This window comes from Streptomyces sp. NBC_01460 (assembly GCF_036227405.1).
In the GTDB taxonomy this organism is placed as follows: domain Bacteria; phylum Actinomycetota; class Actinomycetes; order Streptomycetales; family Streptomycetaceae; genus Streptomyces.
Window position 1 is genome coordinate 103,140 of record NZ_CP109474.1, and the last position, 18,074, is coordinate 121,213.

At 69.3% G+C, this 18,074-nt stretch carries 16 protein-coding genes; all 16 read left to right on the top strand.

Annotated features, from left to right (window positions below; all coding sequences use genetic code 11):
- Positions 1–48 precede the first annotated feature (48 nt).
- The 16 genes from OG488_RS39015 (at position 49) to OG488_RS39090 (ending at position 18,071) form a co-directional block, all read left to right on the top strand.
- Complete coding sequence (locus OG488_RS39015; protein WP_329239480.1) at positions 49–2,310, top strand: McrB family protein; 2,262 nt, start codon at positions 49–51, stop codon at positions 2,308–2,310.
- Positions 2,307–3,602: an McrC family protein gene (locus tag OG488_RS39020; RefSeq protein WP_329239483.1), complete on the top strand. Its 1,296-nt coding sequence runs from the start codon at positions 2,307–2,309 to the stop codon at positions 3,600–3,602. Before OG488_RS39015 ends, OG488_RS39020 begins: the two co-directional genes overlap by 4 nt.
- Before the next feature lie 1,219 nt (positions 3,603–4,821).
- A complete protein-coding gene (locus OG488_RS39025; protein WP_329239486.1) occupies positions 4,822–5,643 on the top strand; it encodes an AfsR/SARP family transcriptional regulator in 822 nt (273 codons plus the stop codon).
- A gap of 228 nt (positions 5,644–5,871) precedes the next feature.
- Positions 5,872–6,693, top strand: a complete 822-nt coding sequence (locus OG488_RS39030) for an AfsR/SARP family transcriptional regulator (protein ID WP_329239489.1) — start codon at positions 5,872–5,874, stop codon at positions 6,691–6,693.
- A 92-nt stretch (positions 6,694–6,785) separates the two neighbouring features.
- Positions 6,786–7,568, top strand: coding sequence for a thioesterase II family protein (locus OG488_RS39035; protein ID WP_329239492.1), 783 nt, complete (start codon positions 6,786–6,788; stop codon positions 7,566–7,568).
- A 95-nt stretch (positions 7,569–7,663) separates the two neighbouring features.
- Positions 7,664–7,924, top strand: a complete 261-nt coding sequence (locus tag OG488_RS39040) for an acyl carrier protein (RefSeq protein ID WP_329239495.1) — start codon at positions 7,664–7,666, stop codon at positions 7,922–7,924.
- Positions 7,925–8,189: 265 nt separating this feature from the next.
- Entirely contained in the window at positions 8,190–9,158 is a 969-nt protein-coding gene (locus tag OG488_RS39045) for an aromatase/cyclase (RefSeq protein ID WP_329239498.1), read from the top strand.
- Between the two features lie 13 nt (positions 9,159–9,171).
- Positions 9,172–10,947 carry an acyl-CoA dehydrogenase family protein gene (locus tag OG488_RS39050; protein ID WP_329239500.1) on the top strand — a complete coding sequence of 592 codons (1,776 nt, stop codon included), beginning with the start codon at positions 9,172–9,174 and terminating at the stop codon, positions 10,945–10,947.
- 116 nt (positions 10,948–11,063) lie between these two features.
- Positions 11,064–11,819 (top strand): 4'-phosphopantetheinyl transferase family protein, encoded by a 756-nt coding sequence (locus OG488_RS39055; protein WP_329239503.1) that lies wholly within the window; start codon positions 11,064–11,066, stop codon positions 11,817–11,819.
- A gap of 135 nt (positions 11,820–11,954) precedes the next feature.
- Positions 11,955–12,224 carry a DUF6059 family protein gene (locus tag OG488_RS39060; protein ID WP_329239505.1) on the top strand — a complete coding sequence of 90 codons (270 nt, stop codon included), beginning with the start codon at positions 11,955–11,957 and terminating at the stop codon, positions 12,222–12,224.
- Positions 12,221–13,789 carry an acyl-CoA carboxylase subunit beta gene (locus tag OG488_RS39065; protein ID WP_329239507.1) on the top strand — a complete coding sequence of 523 codons (1,569 nt, stop codon included), beginning with the start codon at positions 12,221–12,223 and terminating at the stop codon, positions 13,787–13,789. Before OG488_RS39060 ends, OG488_RS39065 begins: the two co-directional genes overlap by 4 nt.
- Positions 13,790–13,805: 16 nt before the next feature.
- Positions 13,806–14,003 carry an acyl-CoA carboxylase subunit epsilon gene (locus OG488_RS39070; RefSeq protein WP_329239512.1) on the top strand — a complete coding sequence of 66 codons (198 nt, stop codon included), beginning with the start codon at positions 13,806–13,808 and terminating at the stop codon, positions 14,001–14,003.
- A 111-nt stretch (positions 14,004–14,114) separates the two neighbouring features.
- Positions 14,115–14,483: a hypothetical protein gene (locus OG488_RS39075; RefSeq protein ID WP_329239514.1), complete on the top strand. Its 369-nt coding sequence runs from the start codon at positions 14,115–14,117 to the stop codon at positions 14,481–14,483.
- Between the two features lie 59 nt (positions 14,484–14,542).
- On the top strand, positions 14,543–15,985 hold the full coding sequence (locus OG488_RS39080) for an FAD-binding oxidoreductase (RefSeq protein ID WP_329239517.1): 1,443 nt from the start codon (positions 14,543–14,545) through the stop codon (positions 15,983–15,985).
- Positions 15,982–16,755, top strand: a complete 774-nt coding sequence (locus tag OG488_RS39085; protein ID WP_329239521.1) for an SDR family NAD(P)-dependent oxidoreductase — start codon at positions 15,982–15,984, stop codon at positions 16,753–16,755. The genes OG488_RS39080 and OG488_RS39085 overlap by 4 nt, the downstream gene beginning before the upstream one ends.
- 65 nt (positions 16,756–16,820) lie before the next feature.
- Positions 16,821–18,071 (top strand): cytochrome P450, encoded by a 1,251-nt coding sequence (locus OG488_RS39090; RefSeq protein WP_329239523.1) that lies wholly within the window; start codon positions 16,821–16,823, stop codon positions 18,069–18,071.
- The last annotated feature ends 3 nt before the right edge of the window (positions 18,072–18,074 follow it).

Here is an 18,074-nt window from a genome sequence, read left to right on the forward strand (position 1 = left end):
CCCTCACTAGGGTGGGCACTTCGAAACACTCGAGGGGTGGGTGGCAGTGTGGCGAGACGACCGGACGGCGCCGAGGTCGCGGCCGTGGTGCAGCGAGTCTTCTGCGGCGGGTTACGGAGCGGGAAGTCCGCGTTCCAGCCGGAACTGGCAGCCTGGACCGAGGCGACCGCCTCCGATCTGCGCGCCCGATTCGTCGACCGGCCCGACGAATCGTCGGACACCTTTCTCGTCAAGCTGCGCCGGCAGCTCACCGACGCCCCCGACGAGACGATCGTCCTCGCCGCCGAACTGCTCTTCGTGAACATGGCCCCTCTGGTCCCCGAGCAGATCGGTCTTCCGAAGAAACTGCAGACCCTCCGCGAGGTGCTGTCCTGGGCCGGCCGCCCCCTGGATGTGCCCCCGGACTTGGAGCCCGCACTGAAGGGTTTCCTCCACGGTGGGCAGGGGTTCCTCAACTACCGCTGGGCGCAGTTCCAGATCCTGGTTCTCCTCGTCGAGCGGCTGGCCAGGGCGGAGCCCACGGAGCGGGAGGCACTCCTCAAAGATCCGTGGGGCTTCCGTGCCCTCTGCTTCGGCATCCAGGACTCGGTCGGCCACAAGAAGGGCCGTGCCCAGATCCATGTACTGCTCTTCACGCTCTTCCCGGACGACTTCCAGCCCATCGCCAGTGCCCACCACAAGCACGAGATCCTCAAGGCGTTCGCGGACGAGCTCTCCGGTCCCACCGGCAACGACGACAAGGACCTGCTGACGCTCAGCAGAAACCTGGAGGTCCAGGTCGGCCAGCCCGTCGACTTCTACGACGAGCCCTGGGTCGGCCGCTGGCGCAAGGGCGCCGTAACGCACGAGCAGCGCGGCTGGCTGGTCCGCGGCCACAACGTGGACGGGCACGACTTCATCCCGGCCTGGCTCAGGCAGGGCTACTGCTCGCTCTCCTGGCGGGAGGTCCCGGAGATCCCCGTCGGCGCCACCAAGCAGCAGGTCCGGCAGGCGGTCGCCGAGGCCATGCCCGAGGCCACCGCCCAGCTGCGCGGGGCGGCCGCCTATCAGCTGCATGTCTTCCTGACCGTCATGCAGCCGGGCGACCTGGTCGTCACCGTCACCCCGGACGAGGTACACGTCGGCACCGTGCAGGGCGCACCGACGTACGACGCCTCCGAGGGCCTCGACAACGCCCGCCGTCTCCGGGTGCGCTGGGCGACCGCCGACCGCCCCCTGGTCCGGGCCGACCTCCCCGAGAAGGTCCAGGCAAGGCTGCCGCTGCCGCCGGCGGTGTACGACATCAGCAGTGTGGCCGCCGAGCTGGCGGAGCGTGCGGGTCTGGAGAACGCGGTCGACGATGTACTCGCCGAGGTCGACGTCACCAAGCCCCTTGAGTTCCCGCCGATCACCCAGGAGCTGGCGGACGAACTGCTCATGCCGCTGGAGTGGCTGCGGGAGACCGCCGAACAGCTGCAGGACCAGCTTCAGCTGGTGCTCCACGGGCCGCCCGGCACCGGGAAGACCCACGTCGCCCGTGCGCTGGCCAGACATTTGGCGGGTCCGGACCGGGTGCAGCTGGTCCAGTTCCACCCCTCCTACACCTACGAGGACTTCTTCGAGGGCTTCCGTCCCGTTCGGGGCGACGGAGGCTCGGTGATGTTCGACGTGTCGCCCGGTCCGTTCAGACTGCTGGCCGAGCGGGCACGGAAGGACCCGGCGAATCCGTACTTCCTGATCATCGATGAGATCAACCGGGCCAACCTGGCGAAGGTCTTCGGCGAGCTGTACTTCCTGCTGGAGTACCGCGAGGAGCCCATCACCGTGCAGTACAGCCCGCACGATCCGTTCCATCTGCCCGGCAATCTCTTCCTCATCGGCACGATGAACACCGCCGACCGCTCCATCGCGCTGGTCGACGCGGCGATGCGCCGCCGCTTCGCCTTCCGCCGGCTGTCCCCCGAGAAGCCGCCGGTGCAGGGTCTGCTGGCGCGCTGGCTGCAGGCCCGCGGTCTCCCGGACACTGCCGCCCGGCTGCTGGACGAGCTGAACTCCCGCCTCGGCGACGCCGACCGTGCCATCGGCCCGTCGTACCTGATGAAGCCCGGCGTGGCCCGCCCCGGGGGCCTGGACCTCATCTGGCGCACCCAGATCCTGCCGCTCCTGGAGGACCAGCTCTACGGCACCGGCGTCGACGTCGAAGCGGAGTACGGCCTGGACTCCCTGCGGGCGGCCGCCGCGATGCCGGGCCCCTCGGCCGGATTCCCGTCGCAGGCCGCCGCCCCGCAGGGCCGGCCGGTCGGTTCCCCGCTCCCGGCCGTCGAATCGTGAGCGCCGACCTCACCCTCACCGTCCAGGAGACCGGCCCCGGCAGCGCGTACGAACTGACCGGCGACCAGGTGGCGGCCCTGGTCGCCGTGCCGGACCTGGTACGGCTGACCCCGGCACCGGGCGGGCGCTGGAATGTGCGGGGCAACCAGAAGGTGGGCCTGATCCGTCTGCCCACCCGGTCCGGCGGAGCGGTCCACCTCCGGCTGCGCCCCAAACTCCCCATCAGAGACCTCCTCTTCCTCCTCTCCTACTCCTCCACCGACCCCTGGCACCCGGAGCCGGTCACCGCGGCGACAGCCGACGACCTCCTCCCCGCCCTCGCCGACCTGCTGGCCCGCACCGCCCGCCGCACCCTGGAGGCGGGCGTCCTGCACGGCTACAGCGAGGTGGCCGAGGAGCTGCCCCTGATCAGGGGCCGTATCCGCACCACGGACCAACTCCGCCGCACCGGTTTGCCGCTGCCGATATCGGTCCGGTACGACGACCACACCCCGGACATCCCCGAGAACCGCATCCTGCTGGCTGCCTTGAATCTGGCCGCTCACCTGCCGGGCGTACTGGACTCGACCCGCTTGACCCTCCGCCACCTCGCCCACCGCCTTCACGGTGTCCGCGCGCCTCACCCCGGCCAACCGCTTCCCACCTGGATCCCGACGAGACTCAACGCCCGCTATGCCCCGGCCCTCAGGCTGGCTGAACTCCTTCTGTCCGGCCGCTCGGTACGACAGGAAGGAGGCGTTCCGATCCCGGCGGACGGCTTCCTGCTGGACCTGCCGAAGGTCTTCGAACGCTTTGTGACGGTGACACTCGGCGAAGCCCTGGCCCGCCACGGCATCCGCTGCGCTCCCCAGGACGTCCACCGCCTGGACGAGGCGCGCCGGGCCGCTTTCCGCCCCGACCTGGTTCTGTACCGCGGGGGCCGTCCGATCTCGGTGATGGACGCGAAGTACACGTACCTCAAGGTCACGTCCCCACCCGTGGAACACCTCTACCAGCTCCTGGCCTACTGCACCGCCCTGGGCATCAGCCGCGGCCACCTCATCTACGCGGCGGCCGGCCCGGGCACGGCCCCCACCGACCACGTGATCCGCTGTTCCTCCGTCACGATCACCGCTCACGCCCTGAACCTGAACGATCCCCCAGCCGGCCTCCTGGCGCAGATGGCCGCCCTGGCCGCCCTGGCCGGCAGAACGGCGACGGCCGCCCCGCCAGCTTCGCCCGGGCAGGCATGCAAGGCCGCCCATAGCTCACAACTCAGAGAAATCGAGGGCGCGAGCGCGCCCCCGCAGTAGCTGGCCCGCGTGCGGGCTCGCAGCGGTCGCAGCATCGCACGAAAGGACGGACCGATCGCCGCGAGTGCAATCAGGTTTGACTTCTTCACTTGTCCTTTGAAAGGGAAATCTTTGCCTCCGGTTGAAAGCGGCGGGCTGCTGAGAAGCGATATCTTCGGTCCACCACGGTGCTTTCGTCGCAGAGTTATGTTCTCAGCGTTGCCCGTAATCTCTGGGAACGTCTGCTGCTCGCGGGTCGTGATGACGCCGCCTGCCGCCTCGAGGCACTCCTCCGTATCCCCGTTTACGGTCCCGACAGGCATCCCGACCAGCAGGAACATTCCACCGTTGAAACATCGGTGTCACACGGCCGAGAAGCTGTTCGATTTTAAGCCATGTGACCGAAATTGATCTTCGGGTGACGTGTTGGCGGGGGCTGCTGCTTTGATGGATCAGCTGCACAATTGGGGTGCGGCTGATTGAGCGGGGGAGGGTGCTGTTGTTGTGCCGTGGGCGCGATCGTATGTGCAGGGGCGGGACTGGGAGGAAAGGGCCTCGCTCGGATGGGATCCGGGATCCGCAGGAAGAGCGCCTCGCCCCGAGCGGCGAGTGCGGTGTGCCCCGCACGTTCCTGCCGTCGGCCCCTCCTGCCAGGAAGGCCAGGTCAGCGCCACCGCCACCTTCGGTGACTCTGCCCGCGGCTCCCTTCGCACCCTGCAGGATCTCGGCCTCGCGTGGCACCCGGGACGGAGTCCGGTCATGCCAAGACTGCGGACGGGAGTTCCGGGCTTCGCCTGTACGGCAGTGCACTCAGCGCGTATGACCGAACTATTTCCGAAGGCTTTGCAATTGTCGAGGTTTCCGGTGTCCATCCGTCGCCGTGTCAGCGAGAAGTCCCGTCTCCGATTGCCGGGTCGTGCGGCGGAGCAATCCAGCCGGGAGGGGGCTCGACGAGCTCCGGTGTGACGAGGCATCCGCCGCCCGTGACCTGAGTGGCGGATGCCGGTCTCCGAATCCGCTCAGACAGCCACCGGATTCCGCCAAAGCGGTCGGGTCGACTTCCGTGAGCCCCCTGCACGGGGCGATCGCTTCGACCGACTGCCAAACGTGAGAAGACTCTCCTCGGCCATGTGTGGAAGGAAGATGCCCGCCTGCACAGACTTCATTTCTCGTTCAGGAGGACCGACCCGTCTCGACCGCGGGTCCGAAAAAGGCTGACGAAACTACAGGGGGAAGCAACGTGGATATCGAAATTCTGGGAGCTCTGATCGTGACGGAGGGCCGGGTCTCCATCACGCCCACCGCGCCGAAGGCGCGACAGGTGCTCGCACTCCTGGCGTTCTTCGCCGACCAGGTTGTGCCCGTGTCCGCGTTGATCGAGGAGCTATGGGCCGACAGGCCGCCGCGCAGCGCCCGTACCACCCTCCAGACGTACGTGCTCCAGCTGCGAGAGCTCATCACCGGCGCCCTGGCTGCACAAGGCCCTGGAGCCGTGTCGGCCAAGGACATCCTCGTGACGTGCCCTGGGGGCTATCTCCTGAACACCAGGGGCGGAACCAGCGACGCGAAGGAGTTCGAGAGGCTCGCAGGACTCGGCTACCGAGCCGTCGGCGAGGGCGATCACGCGGACGGTGCGCGGCTGCTGCGCGACTCGCTCGTGTTGTGGCGCGGGGCGCCCTTCGCCGACGTCCAGCTGGGCAAGCAAATGGAGTTGGAGGCCGCACGCCTGGAGGAGAGCCGGCTGTGCGCGCTCGACCAGCGCATCGAGGCGGATCTGCAACTGGGACGGCACCGGGAACTGCTCGCCGAGCTGACCGTTCTGGTCAGCCGGTATCGCACCCACGAGAACCTGTGCCGACAGTTCATGATCGCCCTGCAGCGCTCGGGCCGCTGGAGCGAAGCACTGGACGTCTACCGGAAGCTGCGCGGGACTCTCGCACGCGAGTCGGGCCTGGAACCTTCGGTCGTGCTTCGCCAACTGCACCGCTCGATACTGCTGGCCCACACCCACACAGGGTCAACGGCCGCTGAGCCCGGCTCCCGTGTGGTCCGTGTCGTCTGACCCTTCAAGGACGCGTTATAGCGATTGACGCAGGTGAAGGGGGGAGCGCGCCGCAGCGGCACGCGGCCTGGCGGAGATCCGCTTGACGAAGACTCAAGAAATCCGAGGCGCCCTGTTTCAGTCAGTACGGTGCTTGAGGCCGTGCACGCAGAAGCGGACAAAGAAGTCCGTATGCCTTGCTTCGGAGATCAAAACGAGAAGCTCTCGACGAGTCATGGGAGAACGTCAATGAGGATCCGGGTTCTGGGGCCGCTCAATGCTGACGTCAATGGTGTCTCCATCGTTCCCACAGCGGGAAAACCCCGACAAATCCTGTCGCTTCTCGCGCTGTACCCGGGGCAGATCATGCCTGTGCCGACGCTGATGGAGGAGATCTGGGGCGCTGACCCGCCGGTCAGCGCCCTGACGACGCTGCAGACCTACATATTGCAGCTGCGGCGCCGGCTGGGCACTGCCATGGGACCCGATGCGCCGCACACCGCCAAGGACGTACTCGCCACCCGGCACGGCGGATATGTGCTGCAGATCCCGACGGACAGCGCGGACGTGCACGAGTACGAGCGAAGGGTGTCGGCGGGGCAGGCGGCCTTCGAAGCCGGGGACGACGAAGGCGCCGCCCAGACCCTGCGTCAGGCTCTTGCCCTCTGGCGGGGGCCCGCCCTGGTCGACGTGCGCGTCGGCCCCGCGCTCACCATAGAGGTGCTCCGGTTGGAGGAGAGCAGGCTGGTCACGGTGGAGCGACGCATAGACGCCGACCTACGCCTGGGGCGGCACTGCGAGATCACCGCCGAGCTCCGGGACCTGACGGCACGCCACCCGCACCACGAAGGGCTGCACTCGCAGGCCATGGTGGCTCTGTACCGGTCGGGTCGGCAGGCTGCGGCTCTCGACCTCTATCGGAAGCTGCGGATGCGGCTCATCGAGGAGCTGGGCGTCGAGCCGTCGCCGCAGATGCAGCGTATGCACCAGGCAATGCTCGCAGTGGATCCTGCCCTCGACCTGTCCACCGGGCCCCGGCGCGGCTCGACCTTCGATCTCTACGCCGCCTGAGGTGCCGGCCGGTCGAGTTTCGAGCCCGCCTCTAGGGCTGTCAGGGAGCCTGAACAGGCACGCGCGATTCCGACGGGCCGAGGAGAGCAGAGATGGCGGACACAGGACTGCCCGTGCGGCTGTACTGCTTCGCGCACGCCGGGGCAGGAGTTTCGGTCTTCCACGGTTGGGCACGTAGAACCGGTCCGGGCGTCGAACCCGTGCCTGTGCTGCTGCCGGGCCGCGGGGGCCGGCGTCAGGAAGCACGCCTGACCGGCCGTGACTCACTGGTCGCGCACCTGATGGACCGCATTAGCGTCACGGCCGGGCAGCCGTACGCGCTGTACGGGCACAGCCTCGGTGCGATGGTGGCCCACACCCTTACCCAGGCTCTGCACGAACAAGGGATGCCACTGCCCGCGCTCCTCGCGGTGGGCGCCTGCCCACCCCCGGACGAGACCAGCAAGCTCTCCGACGCCTGCGAGAGCTCCGACGACGATCTGTTGGAGATGCTCCACATCATGGGAGCGCTGCCCGACGGCGCCGAAGCGCGGCGGTACTGGCGTCGTGCCTCGCTCCCTGTGCTCCGCGACGACCTGCGCCTGGCCGGTGCGCTACGCATCGCCGCCCGTACATCGGCGGCCGCGCACGGGCCGCTACCGGTTCCACTGCTCGCAGTGTCCGGGAACCGCGACCCGTTGGTGTCACCTGCCACGGTCGCCGGCTGGCGCAGGTGGAGTGCCGGGCCCGTCGCGACCCGCACCGTGGCCGGTGACCACTTCTTCGTGCGCGGTGGCGTGCTGCCTCGCCTGACGGGCCGAGCCTGCCGCGTCGTGCGGCGACTCGAGGCCGTAGCCGGGCGCGCGTCGGTGTCGGCCCCCGCCCCACAGCCCTGAAAGGTGCCGTCCGTCGGCGAACGGCCGGCCCCGCTCACCGATCCATAGGGACCCGAACCCTTAATCGTGCTCAGCACGAGGAGAGAGACATCATCATGCAGCAGCTCGACATCACCACCCTGATCGACCTTCTGCGCAGCAGCGGAGGCAGCGAGACCCATGAGATGAACGGTGACGTGCTGGATATCGGGTTCGCCGAACTCGGTTACGACTCCCTGTCGCTTCTCCAGGTCACCGGCATCATCGAGCGCGATTCCGGTGTCACGCTCGACGAGGAGGCACTGGACGAGGCCGAGACCCCACGCCAGTACATTGTGGCCGTCAACAGGGCGCTGTCCACGCGCGCCACAGCCTGATCCAGACGGTCGGCAGAAAAAGACCGCACCCTGGGGCGGGCCCGCCGGGTCCGCCCCAGCCAGACGGGGCGAGGTCCCCCTACGTCACTCCGGTAGCCAGTACTCAGCCTCCACGAAACATAGGGACCCGAGCAGCGGCGCGGGTACTCCCGGCAGATTCTCCCGCCGCAGCCCCCGGTGATCCGGTCTTCATCTGCAGCTGACCGTTTCACGAGTGGCATGGCCCACGGTCGGTCACGTGTGCCGGAGAAAGGAACAGACAACGATGCCCGAGACGGCCTTCCACCGCACGTCCCACCGTGTCGACATAACCGCGTCCGCCGGAGTCGTCTACGGAATCGTCGCGGACGCGGTGCGCTGGCCGCTCTTCCTCGCCCCGACGGTACACGTGGAGCAGCTGGATTTGGAGGGTGCCGACCAGCGCCTGCGAATATGGGCGCTCGCGTACGGCGAGGTCACCTCCTGGGTCACCCGGCGCACACTCGACCCCGCCGCGCGACGGATCGACTTCCGTCAGGCGATGCCCGCACCACACATGCAAGGGGTGTCCGGCTCCTGGGTCGTCAAAGAGCTTCCGAAAGGCTCGTCTCGCCTGACCCTGCACCACGCCCTTCCGGTGTCCGCAGGACGCGGCGCCGGTGCCACCTGGCTGGAACTGGCCCGGGACACCGATCTCCGTGCCCTGTTGACGAACGTGAAACATCTGGCCGAACGCTGGACCACCCTCGACGAACGCGTCGTCGCCGTCGAGGACACCTTGCGCGTCGACGGGCCGGCCGAACTCGTCTACGACTTCCTGTACAGGATGGAGAACTGGTCCGGACAGCTCCCGTGGCTGAGACGCCTCGATCTCATGGAAGAGACCCCCGGAATCCAGAAGATCAGAATGGATACGGCCACGGACGACGGCCGCACGCACACCGCCGAGGCCGTACGCGTGTGCTTCCCCCACAGCGGCCGGATCGTCTACAAGCTGACCGAGCCGCTCGCGTCGACAGCCGCGCAGACCGGTGAATGGTCGGTCGAGCCCGACGCGACCGGCGTGACCGTCGTCGCGCGGCACCAAGCGGTGCTGCACCTACAGGACATGACGGAGGCGATGGGCACCCACGCCGACGCGACCGGTGCTCACCGGCACGCGCGCCAGGTACTCAGCCGGGACAGCACCGCCATCCTCCGGTCGGCCCGGCAGCACGCGCAGAGCGCCGTCCGCAGGATCACTCCGAAGTCATGACCGGGAGCCGCACATGCCCCCCTTCGCGGACTCCCCATCGAGTTCCCGGAACACCCTCGAACAAGCCGCCGGCACGCATGACCGGGCCACCGCGCTGCGGCGTGCTGCCCTCCTCGACGGGATGCTCGGCGATCCCCTCGACCCGGGAAACCCGCACGGATTCACCGCACTGGCCGAGTTCGACAGGGACCGGCGTCCACCGGTGGAGACCGAGCAACTGCTCGCGGTGGCAGGGATGGGGAGCGAACTCGTCCCCGTCCGGCACGGGGGCATGTTGGCCCGTGCCGATCTGCTGATGCGGGTACTGCGTCCCGTGTTCCGGCGCGACGTGGCCCTCGGTCTCGGATGCGGCATCTCCTCGTCGTTCGCCGCCTCGGCGGTATGGGCGGCCGGCAACGCCACCCAGCAGAGTTCGGTCGCCGCACTGCTGCTCGGTGGCGGCCGGATCACCGTCGTCCACCCAGGCCTCGGGCCGGCCGGTGGAGTGTCGCGGGACGGGTTCACCCTGCGTCGGCCGGCCGACGGGAGACCGGTCCTCGACGGCTGCAAGGACGTGATCATGGACGCCGAGCGGGCGGGCGCTTTCGTCCTCCACGCCGCGACCGCCACCGCGGCCGGGCCCCACAGCCACTCCGCGCTGCTCCTCGATCCCGCCCGGCTTCCCGCCGGGCGCATGCGCCTGCTGCCGCGTGCGGTCACCCCGGGACTGCGCGCGGCAGTCTTCTCGGGCCTGCGGTTCACCCGGTGCCCCGTGCCCGAGAACGCGTTTGTGGGCCGCGCCGGAGAGGGCGTCGCCCTGGCCCTGCGCACGAACCAGATCAACAGGTGTCTGCTCGCCGGCGCGGTGACCGCGGCGGTCGACCCGGTGCTGCGTTCGGCCGTGAGCGCCGCCACCGCGAACAGCGCCGCGTCGCCGGCCCGCCGTTGGCGCCGGCCGCTCGCCGGCGTCTTCGCCGATCTGCTCGCCTGCGACGCCCTGGCACAGGCATGCCTGCGGGCCGCGAGCCTGGTCCCCGAACGGGCTCACGTCCCGACCGTGGCGGCCACGTACATGATCTCGGCCCTGCTCGGGGACGCCCTGGACGAACTCTCCGCCGTCCTCGGCTCGGCGGGCCGGCAAGGCGATGGTCTTCCCCATGGCCTGCTTGCCAAGCTCACTCGCGACCTGCCCGCTGCGGGACTCGGCCGGGCAGGCGCAGCCGCGTGCCAGGCGGTGATCGTCCCGCAGCTGCGCACACTGGCGAACCGCTCGTGGTTCGTGGAGGCTGAACCGCCGCCGGGTCTGTTCGGGGAAAGCATCGACCTGCCGAGGCTGGATCACCGGCTGCTGACGTTCGCCGGGGACGCGGACTTCCTGGCCGCGTACCTGGCCGGTTCCGCCGAGCGGATCGCGTGCGCCCGGGCCGCCGACGGGCGAACGGCCCTGCTGGGGCGGTTCGCCGACGGATTCCTGGGCGAACTCCGCGTCCTGCGCGAGCAGTGCCGTGCCCTGCCCGGGCGGTTCGGAGCTTCGATGTCCGGCCCTTGGACAGCGGCGCTCAGCGATCGGTACGGGCTCGTCGTGACCGCGGCAGCCGTTCTGGGTACCTGGGAGGCCGAGGAAGACGGAGCGTCCTTCCTCGCCGACCCGGGCTGGGCGTTGCTCGCCCTGTCCCGCCTCGCCTACCGGGCGGGCATCGAGGTACCGAACCGACCGGAGGACTGCGTCACCGGCGTCCTCGACGAATTGCTGAGCCGCCAGCGCACCGGCCGGGGCTTCGACCTCGACGGCGCGGAGCTGACGCGGTGAGGCACCGGAAACGCATCGGGAAGGCCGGGGCGCCGCGCATCGCACACCCCGTGCACATAGGAGGCCCGGGCGGCCCCTGGCAGGAACTCCACCGTGCCTGGGATGAGTGTGGCAGCGTGGTCGTCTTCACCACCTGGGGGGAGTGGTTGCCCGCTCTCGTCACCGAACCCCGGCTGCGCCACCTGCTCGGCCGCGACTGGCAGCGCTACCGGCGTACCGGCGACCCCACCGTGCGACATCGGTTCGCCGCCGCGAGGCTCCTCCTGAAACACACGGCGGCGGCTGCTCTGGAGACCGACGCCGCGGAACTGGATCTCGCTTACAAGATCGGCGGGCGCCCGCATCTGCGCGGCCTGCGCCAGATCGACGTGAGTCTCGCCCACACCGACGAACTCATCGTGGTCGGCATCAGCCGCACCGGGCGGATCGGCGTCGACGCGGAGCCGCTGTCACGTTCCCTCTCCCTCGACGTGATGCGCTCCCGCGTGTGCACGCCAGGCGAGCAGGCAGTCCTGGGAGCTGTCGAGGGCCCGGCCCTGACAGCTGCCATGCTGCGCCTGTGGACCCTGAAGGAGGCCTACACCAAAGCACTGGGGCAGGGACTCCGCCTGCTCTTCACCGAGTTCGACATCCCCCACGTGATCGAAGGGGAGATCGCTACGAACGGTCACAGCGGTCTGCTCGCACCCGACGGTGCCCCGGCTGCCCTCGACGCGTGGGCGTTCGGCGCCTACCGGGCCCTGGACCGGTATCTCGTCAGCGTGGCCTGCCACGACGCCGTTCCCGCGGCGCCCCCTGAGTTCGGCGGTGACGGCCTGTGCGACGAGGAGTCCATGAGCCTGGTGTCGCGACTGCTGTGCCAGGAGCCGTGACCGCTCCCAGACCCAGGGCCTCTGCGGCGATGGCGGGCGTTGTGCGCGGCGCGCTGCCTTGAGCCCACCTCCAAGAGGTCTTGAGCCCACCGTGTGACCGTGAACCGTCCGACATCACATCGAGGAGGACCCCTCGTGCCCGTACAGACGATCGGGTCCTCGGTTACGGAGAGGCATGTGGCCTCCTGGTCCAAGACCGCCGCTTTCCTGCGGTGGGTCGGCCGGTCACTGGCCGCTGCCGGTGCCATATGGGTCCACGTCCCCCCACCCGACGACCCGGCCGGGCAAGGGGTGATGCTCCGGCCCCCGCCGGGCCATCCCGAACAGCTACGCCCCGACATCCCGCTCAGCGCGGAAGAACGGGACCTGGCACGCCGGCTTCTGAACCCGAAGGAGATCGCGTGATCACCGACACCGCCGCAGCCGCATCCGACCGGGCCGCCGAACTCGCCCAGCTCAAGGAGGAGGCCGTCGCCGGCCCTGACGAGCAGGCCACGGCCCGGCAGCACGCGAAGGGGAAACTGACTGCCCGAGAACGGATCGACCTGCTCCTCGACGAGGGCTCGTTCCATGAGATCGAGGCCCTGCGCAGGCATCGTGCGAGCGGCTTCGGCCTGGAGAACAAGCGCCCGCTCACCGACGGCGTCGTCACCGGCTGGGGAACGGTTCACGGGCGGACCGTGTTCGTCTACGCCCATGACTTCCGGATATTCGGCGGCGCCCTCGGTGAAGCGCACGCCACCAAGATCCATAAAATCATGGACATGGCACTCGCGGCGGGTGCCCCGCTGGTGTCGCTGAACGACGGCGCCGGCGCGCGCATCCAAGAGGGCGTCACCGCACTCGCCGGCTACGGCGGCATCTTCCGGCGCAACACCCTCGCCTCCGGAGTGATTCCGCAGATCTCTGTGATGCTCGGCCCGTGCGCCGGTGGCGCCGCCTACTCGCCCGCGCTCACCGACTTCATATTCATGGTGCGCGAGACCTCGCAGATGTTCATCACCGGACCGGACGTCGTCAAAGCCGTCACCGGCGAGGAGATCACTCAGAACGGGCTGGGCGGAGCCGATGTGCACTCCGCCGTGTCCGGCGTCGCGGCCTTCGCCCACGACGACGAGACCGCCTGTCTGGAAGACGTACGGTTCCTGCTCTCCCTGTTGCCGTCCAACAACCGTGAGACGGCGCCCCACCAGCCCACGGACGATCCGGCCGGCCGGCTCACCGGGGCCCTTCAGGAGGTCGTCCCCGCCAACCCCAACCAGGCGTACGACGTGCGGGCGGTCATCGAGGAGATCGTCGACGACGGCGAGTACTTCGAGATCCAGCCGGACTGGGCGGCCAACGTCGTGTGCGCGCTGACCCGCCTCGACGGCCACGTGACAGGTGTCGTCGCCAACCAGCCCGCCGCCTTGGCGGGCGTGCTCGACATCCACGCCAGCGAGAAGGCTGCCCGGTTCGTGCAGTTCTGCGACGCCTTCTCCATCCCGCTGGTGACCCTCGTCGACGTCCCCGGTTTCCTGCCAGGTGTGGACCAGGAACACGGCGGTGTCATCCGGCACGGCGCGAAGCTGCTTTACGCGTACTGCAACGCCACCGTCCCACGCGTGCAGCTGATCACGCGCAAGGCATACGGCGGCGCGTACATCGTCATGGACTCGCGTTCCATCGGCGCCGACATCTCCCTGGCGTGGCCGACGAACGAGATCGCGGTCATGGGCGCCGAGGGAGCCGCCAACGTGATCTTCCGACGGGAGATCGCCGCGGCGGATGATCCGGACGCCGTGAGGGCCCAGAAGATCAAGCAGTACCAGACCGAGCTGATGCACCCTTACTACGCCGCCGAACGCGGCCTGGTGGACGACGTCATCGACCCTGCCGCCACCCGCTCCGCGCTCATCGGCGCGCTCGCCATGCTCCGGCCCAAGTACACGGACCTCCCCTCCCGCAAGCACGGCAACCCACCGGTGTGAAGGACGAGCGACGACCATGACGACCTGGCACATCACCAAGGGCGCCCCCACCGTGGAGGAGACAGCCGCCCTCACCACGGTTCTGGTGAGCGTCCTGAGCCGCGTGGCTGCCGTCGGGCAGGCCGCGAGGACGACGCCGGAGAAGACCGGGGCCGGCTGGCACCGACCGGACCGTGGCCGGCACCCGTCCACCGGCATGTGGCGCGGCAGATGATCTCCGGCTCCACGCCCGACTGCAGGCCCGTTCAAGTGCCGCTCCAGCCCGGGACGGAACCGTACTCATGGCACACCACACGAACCGGACCCACGTCAGGAGAGACCCACCATGACCGACGCCAGGCTTGTCGGAACCTGGACCACCGAGCTGGAGGACGACGGCAAGTCCGTGTTCGGACTCGCATCCTTCACGGGTGACGGCGGCGTCACCTGCTACCAGGTCAACGCCAAGAACATCGGCCTGGGCAACTGGGAGTCCACCGGGAAGGACTCCTTCCAGTACAACTTCCACATCCTCGCCGTGAACCCGCAGGGCGAGCACGTCGGCGAGGCGCACGTCTTCGTCACCGGTGAGTTCCTCTCCGAGGACCACTGGGAGGGCACCGGCGGAGCCAACTTCTACTCACCCTCCGGCGACCTCCTGCGAGGCCACGAGGGCTCGAAGGTCGCCGCCCGCAAGTTCGGCGTCGACAAGTAGGCCGGGGCGCCGGACAAGCCCCGTACCCCGGACCGGTGACTCACGGAGGAAACACTCCCATGCTGCGCGATGAACTCAAAGGCGAGCTCGTTCTCCCCTCCGATCCGGGGTACCAGCTGGCCAAGCAGTTGCAGAACACCGAGTACGACTCGGTCACGCCCTACGGCGTCGCTTACTGCGCATCCCCTCAGGACGTCCTGGCCTGCGTACGCCACGCGCGGGAGACCGGTATCGCGGCGCACGTCCGGGGAGCAGGCCACAGCTTCAACGGCTGGTCCACCGGCACCGGCCTGGTCATCGACCTGTCCCGCATGAACCGAGCCGCGGTGGACGGCCCCAACGTCCGCATCGGGGCCGGCATACAGTCACTCGACGCGCTCGACGCCCTCAAACCGCACGGCCGCCAGATCATCACCGGTACGTTCCCCACGGTCGGACAGGGCGGTTTCCTCAGCGGTGGCGGGCTGGGCTGGCAGACCCGCAAGTTCGGCGTCGCGAGCGATCACATCGTCTCGGCGCAGGTCGTCCTCGCCGACGGCAGGACCGTGCGCGCGTCGGCGGACGAGCATCCGGACCTGTTCTGGGCCTTGCGGGGCGGCGGCGGTGGGAACTTCGGCATCGTCACCCAATTCGAACTGCGCCCTGTCGACGCCCCGCGCCTGACCGGCTTCGAGACGCTCTGGTCCTTCAGGGACGCCGCCGATGTGCTGGCTGCCTGGCAGTCCTGGGCCGTCGAGGAATCGGAGGACCTCGGCACCTCCCTCGTGGTGCTGCCGGGCATCTTCGGGCCCGGCGGCGAGCCGATCGTCAAGGTCTGGGGTGTGCACCACGGCGCGTCCGAGGAACTCGAACGCGCCCTTGACGCGCTCACCGATCGCGCGGGCGTCAAGCCCGTGCACCGCGAGGTCTCGGCGCCCGGAGCGTACGCCGACGTCATGCACGAGGCGCTGTGCGGGTCCAAGACCGTCCAGCAGTGCCACCGCACCGGTACCCACCCGGATGCGGTCGGCCACCGGCACCCCTACACCCGGCAGGCCTACCGCCTTACCGGCAGGGCCGTCACGCGCACCGAGGCCGAGTCCCTGTTGCAGGCGTGGGACCCCGGCCTGGACGACGAGCGCTACCTGCTGTGCATCGCGCTCGGCGGTGCCGCCAACCGGGTCGGCCGCACCGAAACCGCCTATGTGCACCGTGAAGCCCAGTTCCTGACGGGCTTCCAGATGGCCACCCGCGACGCAGCGGCGGCCGCGCAGGGCCCGGCCGGGCTCGACGCGTGGGCCGACCGGTGCGGCGCGGCCCTTGCCCCGCTGGCCACCGGCTCCTACATCAACTTCCCCAGTTCCCGGACGCAGGCCGGCTGGGAGACCGACCACTACGGGGAGAACGCCGCCCGACTGCGCGAGATCAAGCAGGCCTACGACCCCGACGGCTTCTTCCGGCACGGCCGAAGCATCGACTCCGGCCGGAAGCGCGGTCAGCAGACGACGAAAGCAGGACGATGAAGACAGGACTGACGGACAAGGCGGTGCTCGTCACCGGTGCTTCTCGCGGCATCGGCCGGGCCACGGCCCTCGCCTACGCGGCGGAGGGCGCACGGGTTGCGATCACTTACCACTCCGACGAGGCGGGAGCGAAGGAGACAGCCGACCAGGTCGCTGCTGCCGGCGGCATCCCGTACGTGGTTCGCTACGACCTCGGTGACGAGGACTCCATACGGGCCGCGGTCGCCGCGGTGGGCGCCGAGTGGGGCGGGCTCGACGTCCTGGTCGCCGGCGCGGTCGAGTGGGGCGACGCGATTCCGCGGCCCGGCCGGCAGATGCCCGCCTTCGAGGACGTCCCGCCCCAGCAGTGGCAGCGGGTCCTGCGCACCTCCGTGGATGCCGTCTTCCACACGGTCCAAGCCGTGCTGCCCCTCATGCGCGGACGGGAGTGGGGCCGCATCGTGCTGATCGGCGCCGGCCTCGCGGACACCGGCATGACGGGCGCGGGCGCATACGGAGCCGGCAAGGCCGCCCTGCACGGGCTGGTGCGCAGTCTCGCCTGGGAACTCGGCCCCGCCGGGATCCTGGTGAACGAGGTCGTGCCCGGTCAGACCCTTACCGAGAACGTGCTCACGCACGCCTCGCCGGCCTTTCTGGAGAACAAGGCCAGATCCCTTCCCTCGGGCCGGATGAACACTCCCGAGGACGTCGCGCGCACGGTCGTCTTCCTCGGCTCCGCCGCCAACGGAAACGTCCACGGCGAGGCCCTGCGTGTCACCGGCGGGCTGTGAAGCCCGCCTTGAATCCTCGCCCAGCCGTACCGCCCGGCCCACCGGCCGCACACCCAGGAGCTCCGATGACCGACACACTCGACGAGACGAAGACGCTGGCGGACGGACCCGAGGACGCCCCCGCCTATCCGATCGGGCGCACCTGCCCCTACCAGATGCCGCCCGGCTACGAGCAGCTCCGGGAGAAGGGCCCCATCTCCCGGGTCACCCTCTGGAACGGGCGCATCGCCTGGCTGATCACCGGCAACGAGCTCGGCCGCAGGCTGTTCCCGGACGGCCGGCTCTCCTCCGATGTCCTCGACCCGAACTTCCCACTGCTCGCGCCCCGGATCGAGGCCCAGCGCCAGCAGGCCGCCGCGCCCCCGCTGGTCGGCGTCGACGACCCGGTGCACGCCCGCCAGCGCCGCACGGTGCTGCCCAGCTTCGGCGTCCGCCAGGTCAACGCCCTGCGCCCGGCGATCCAGAAGTACGCCGACGAGCTGCTCGACAAGATGCTGGCCAAGGGCCCGGGCGTGACCGTCGACCTGCTCAGCGAGTACGCGCTGCCGATGCCGTCCGCCGTCATCTGCATGCTGCTGGGCGTCCCGTACGAGGACCACCACTACTTCGACGAACGCTCGCGACACGTGCTTTCCTCATCCGGCCAGGAGCAGGCGGCACAGGCACAGACGGCCTTCACCGAGATCCTCGCGTACCTCGACGACCTGATCAGCCGCAAGCAGGCCGAACCCGGAGACACCCTGCTCGACGAGTTGATCGCCCGCCAGCTGGACGAGGGCAAGGTCGACCGTCAGGAACTCGCGATGATCGCCACGGTCCTGCTGGTCTCCGGCCACGAGACGACGTCCAACATGATCGCCCTTTCCACGATGGCGCTGCTGGCCCACCCGGAGCAGTTGGAGGCGCTGCGCTCCGACGAGTCCCTGATGCCCCAGGCCGTGGACGAGCTGATGCGGTTCACATCCATCGGCGACATGCTGATGCGCGTGGCCAAGGAGGACATCGAGATCGAGGGCCACCTCATCAAGGCCGGGGACGGGGTGATTCTTTCGACGATGCTGATGAACCGGGACCCCGGCTCCTTCGAGGGCGCCGACGACCTGGACATCTTCCGGCCTTCCGGCCGCCACGTCGCATTCGGGTACGGCATCCATCAGTGCATCGGCCAGAACCTGGCCCGCGCCGAGATGGAGATCGCCCTGGCGACCCTGTTCCGCAGGGTGCCGACGCTGGAACTCGCGGTCCCCGCCGACGAGGTGCCGGTTAACGCGCCCTACGTACTCCAGGGAGTCTCCGAGCTCCCTGTCACCTGGTAGCCG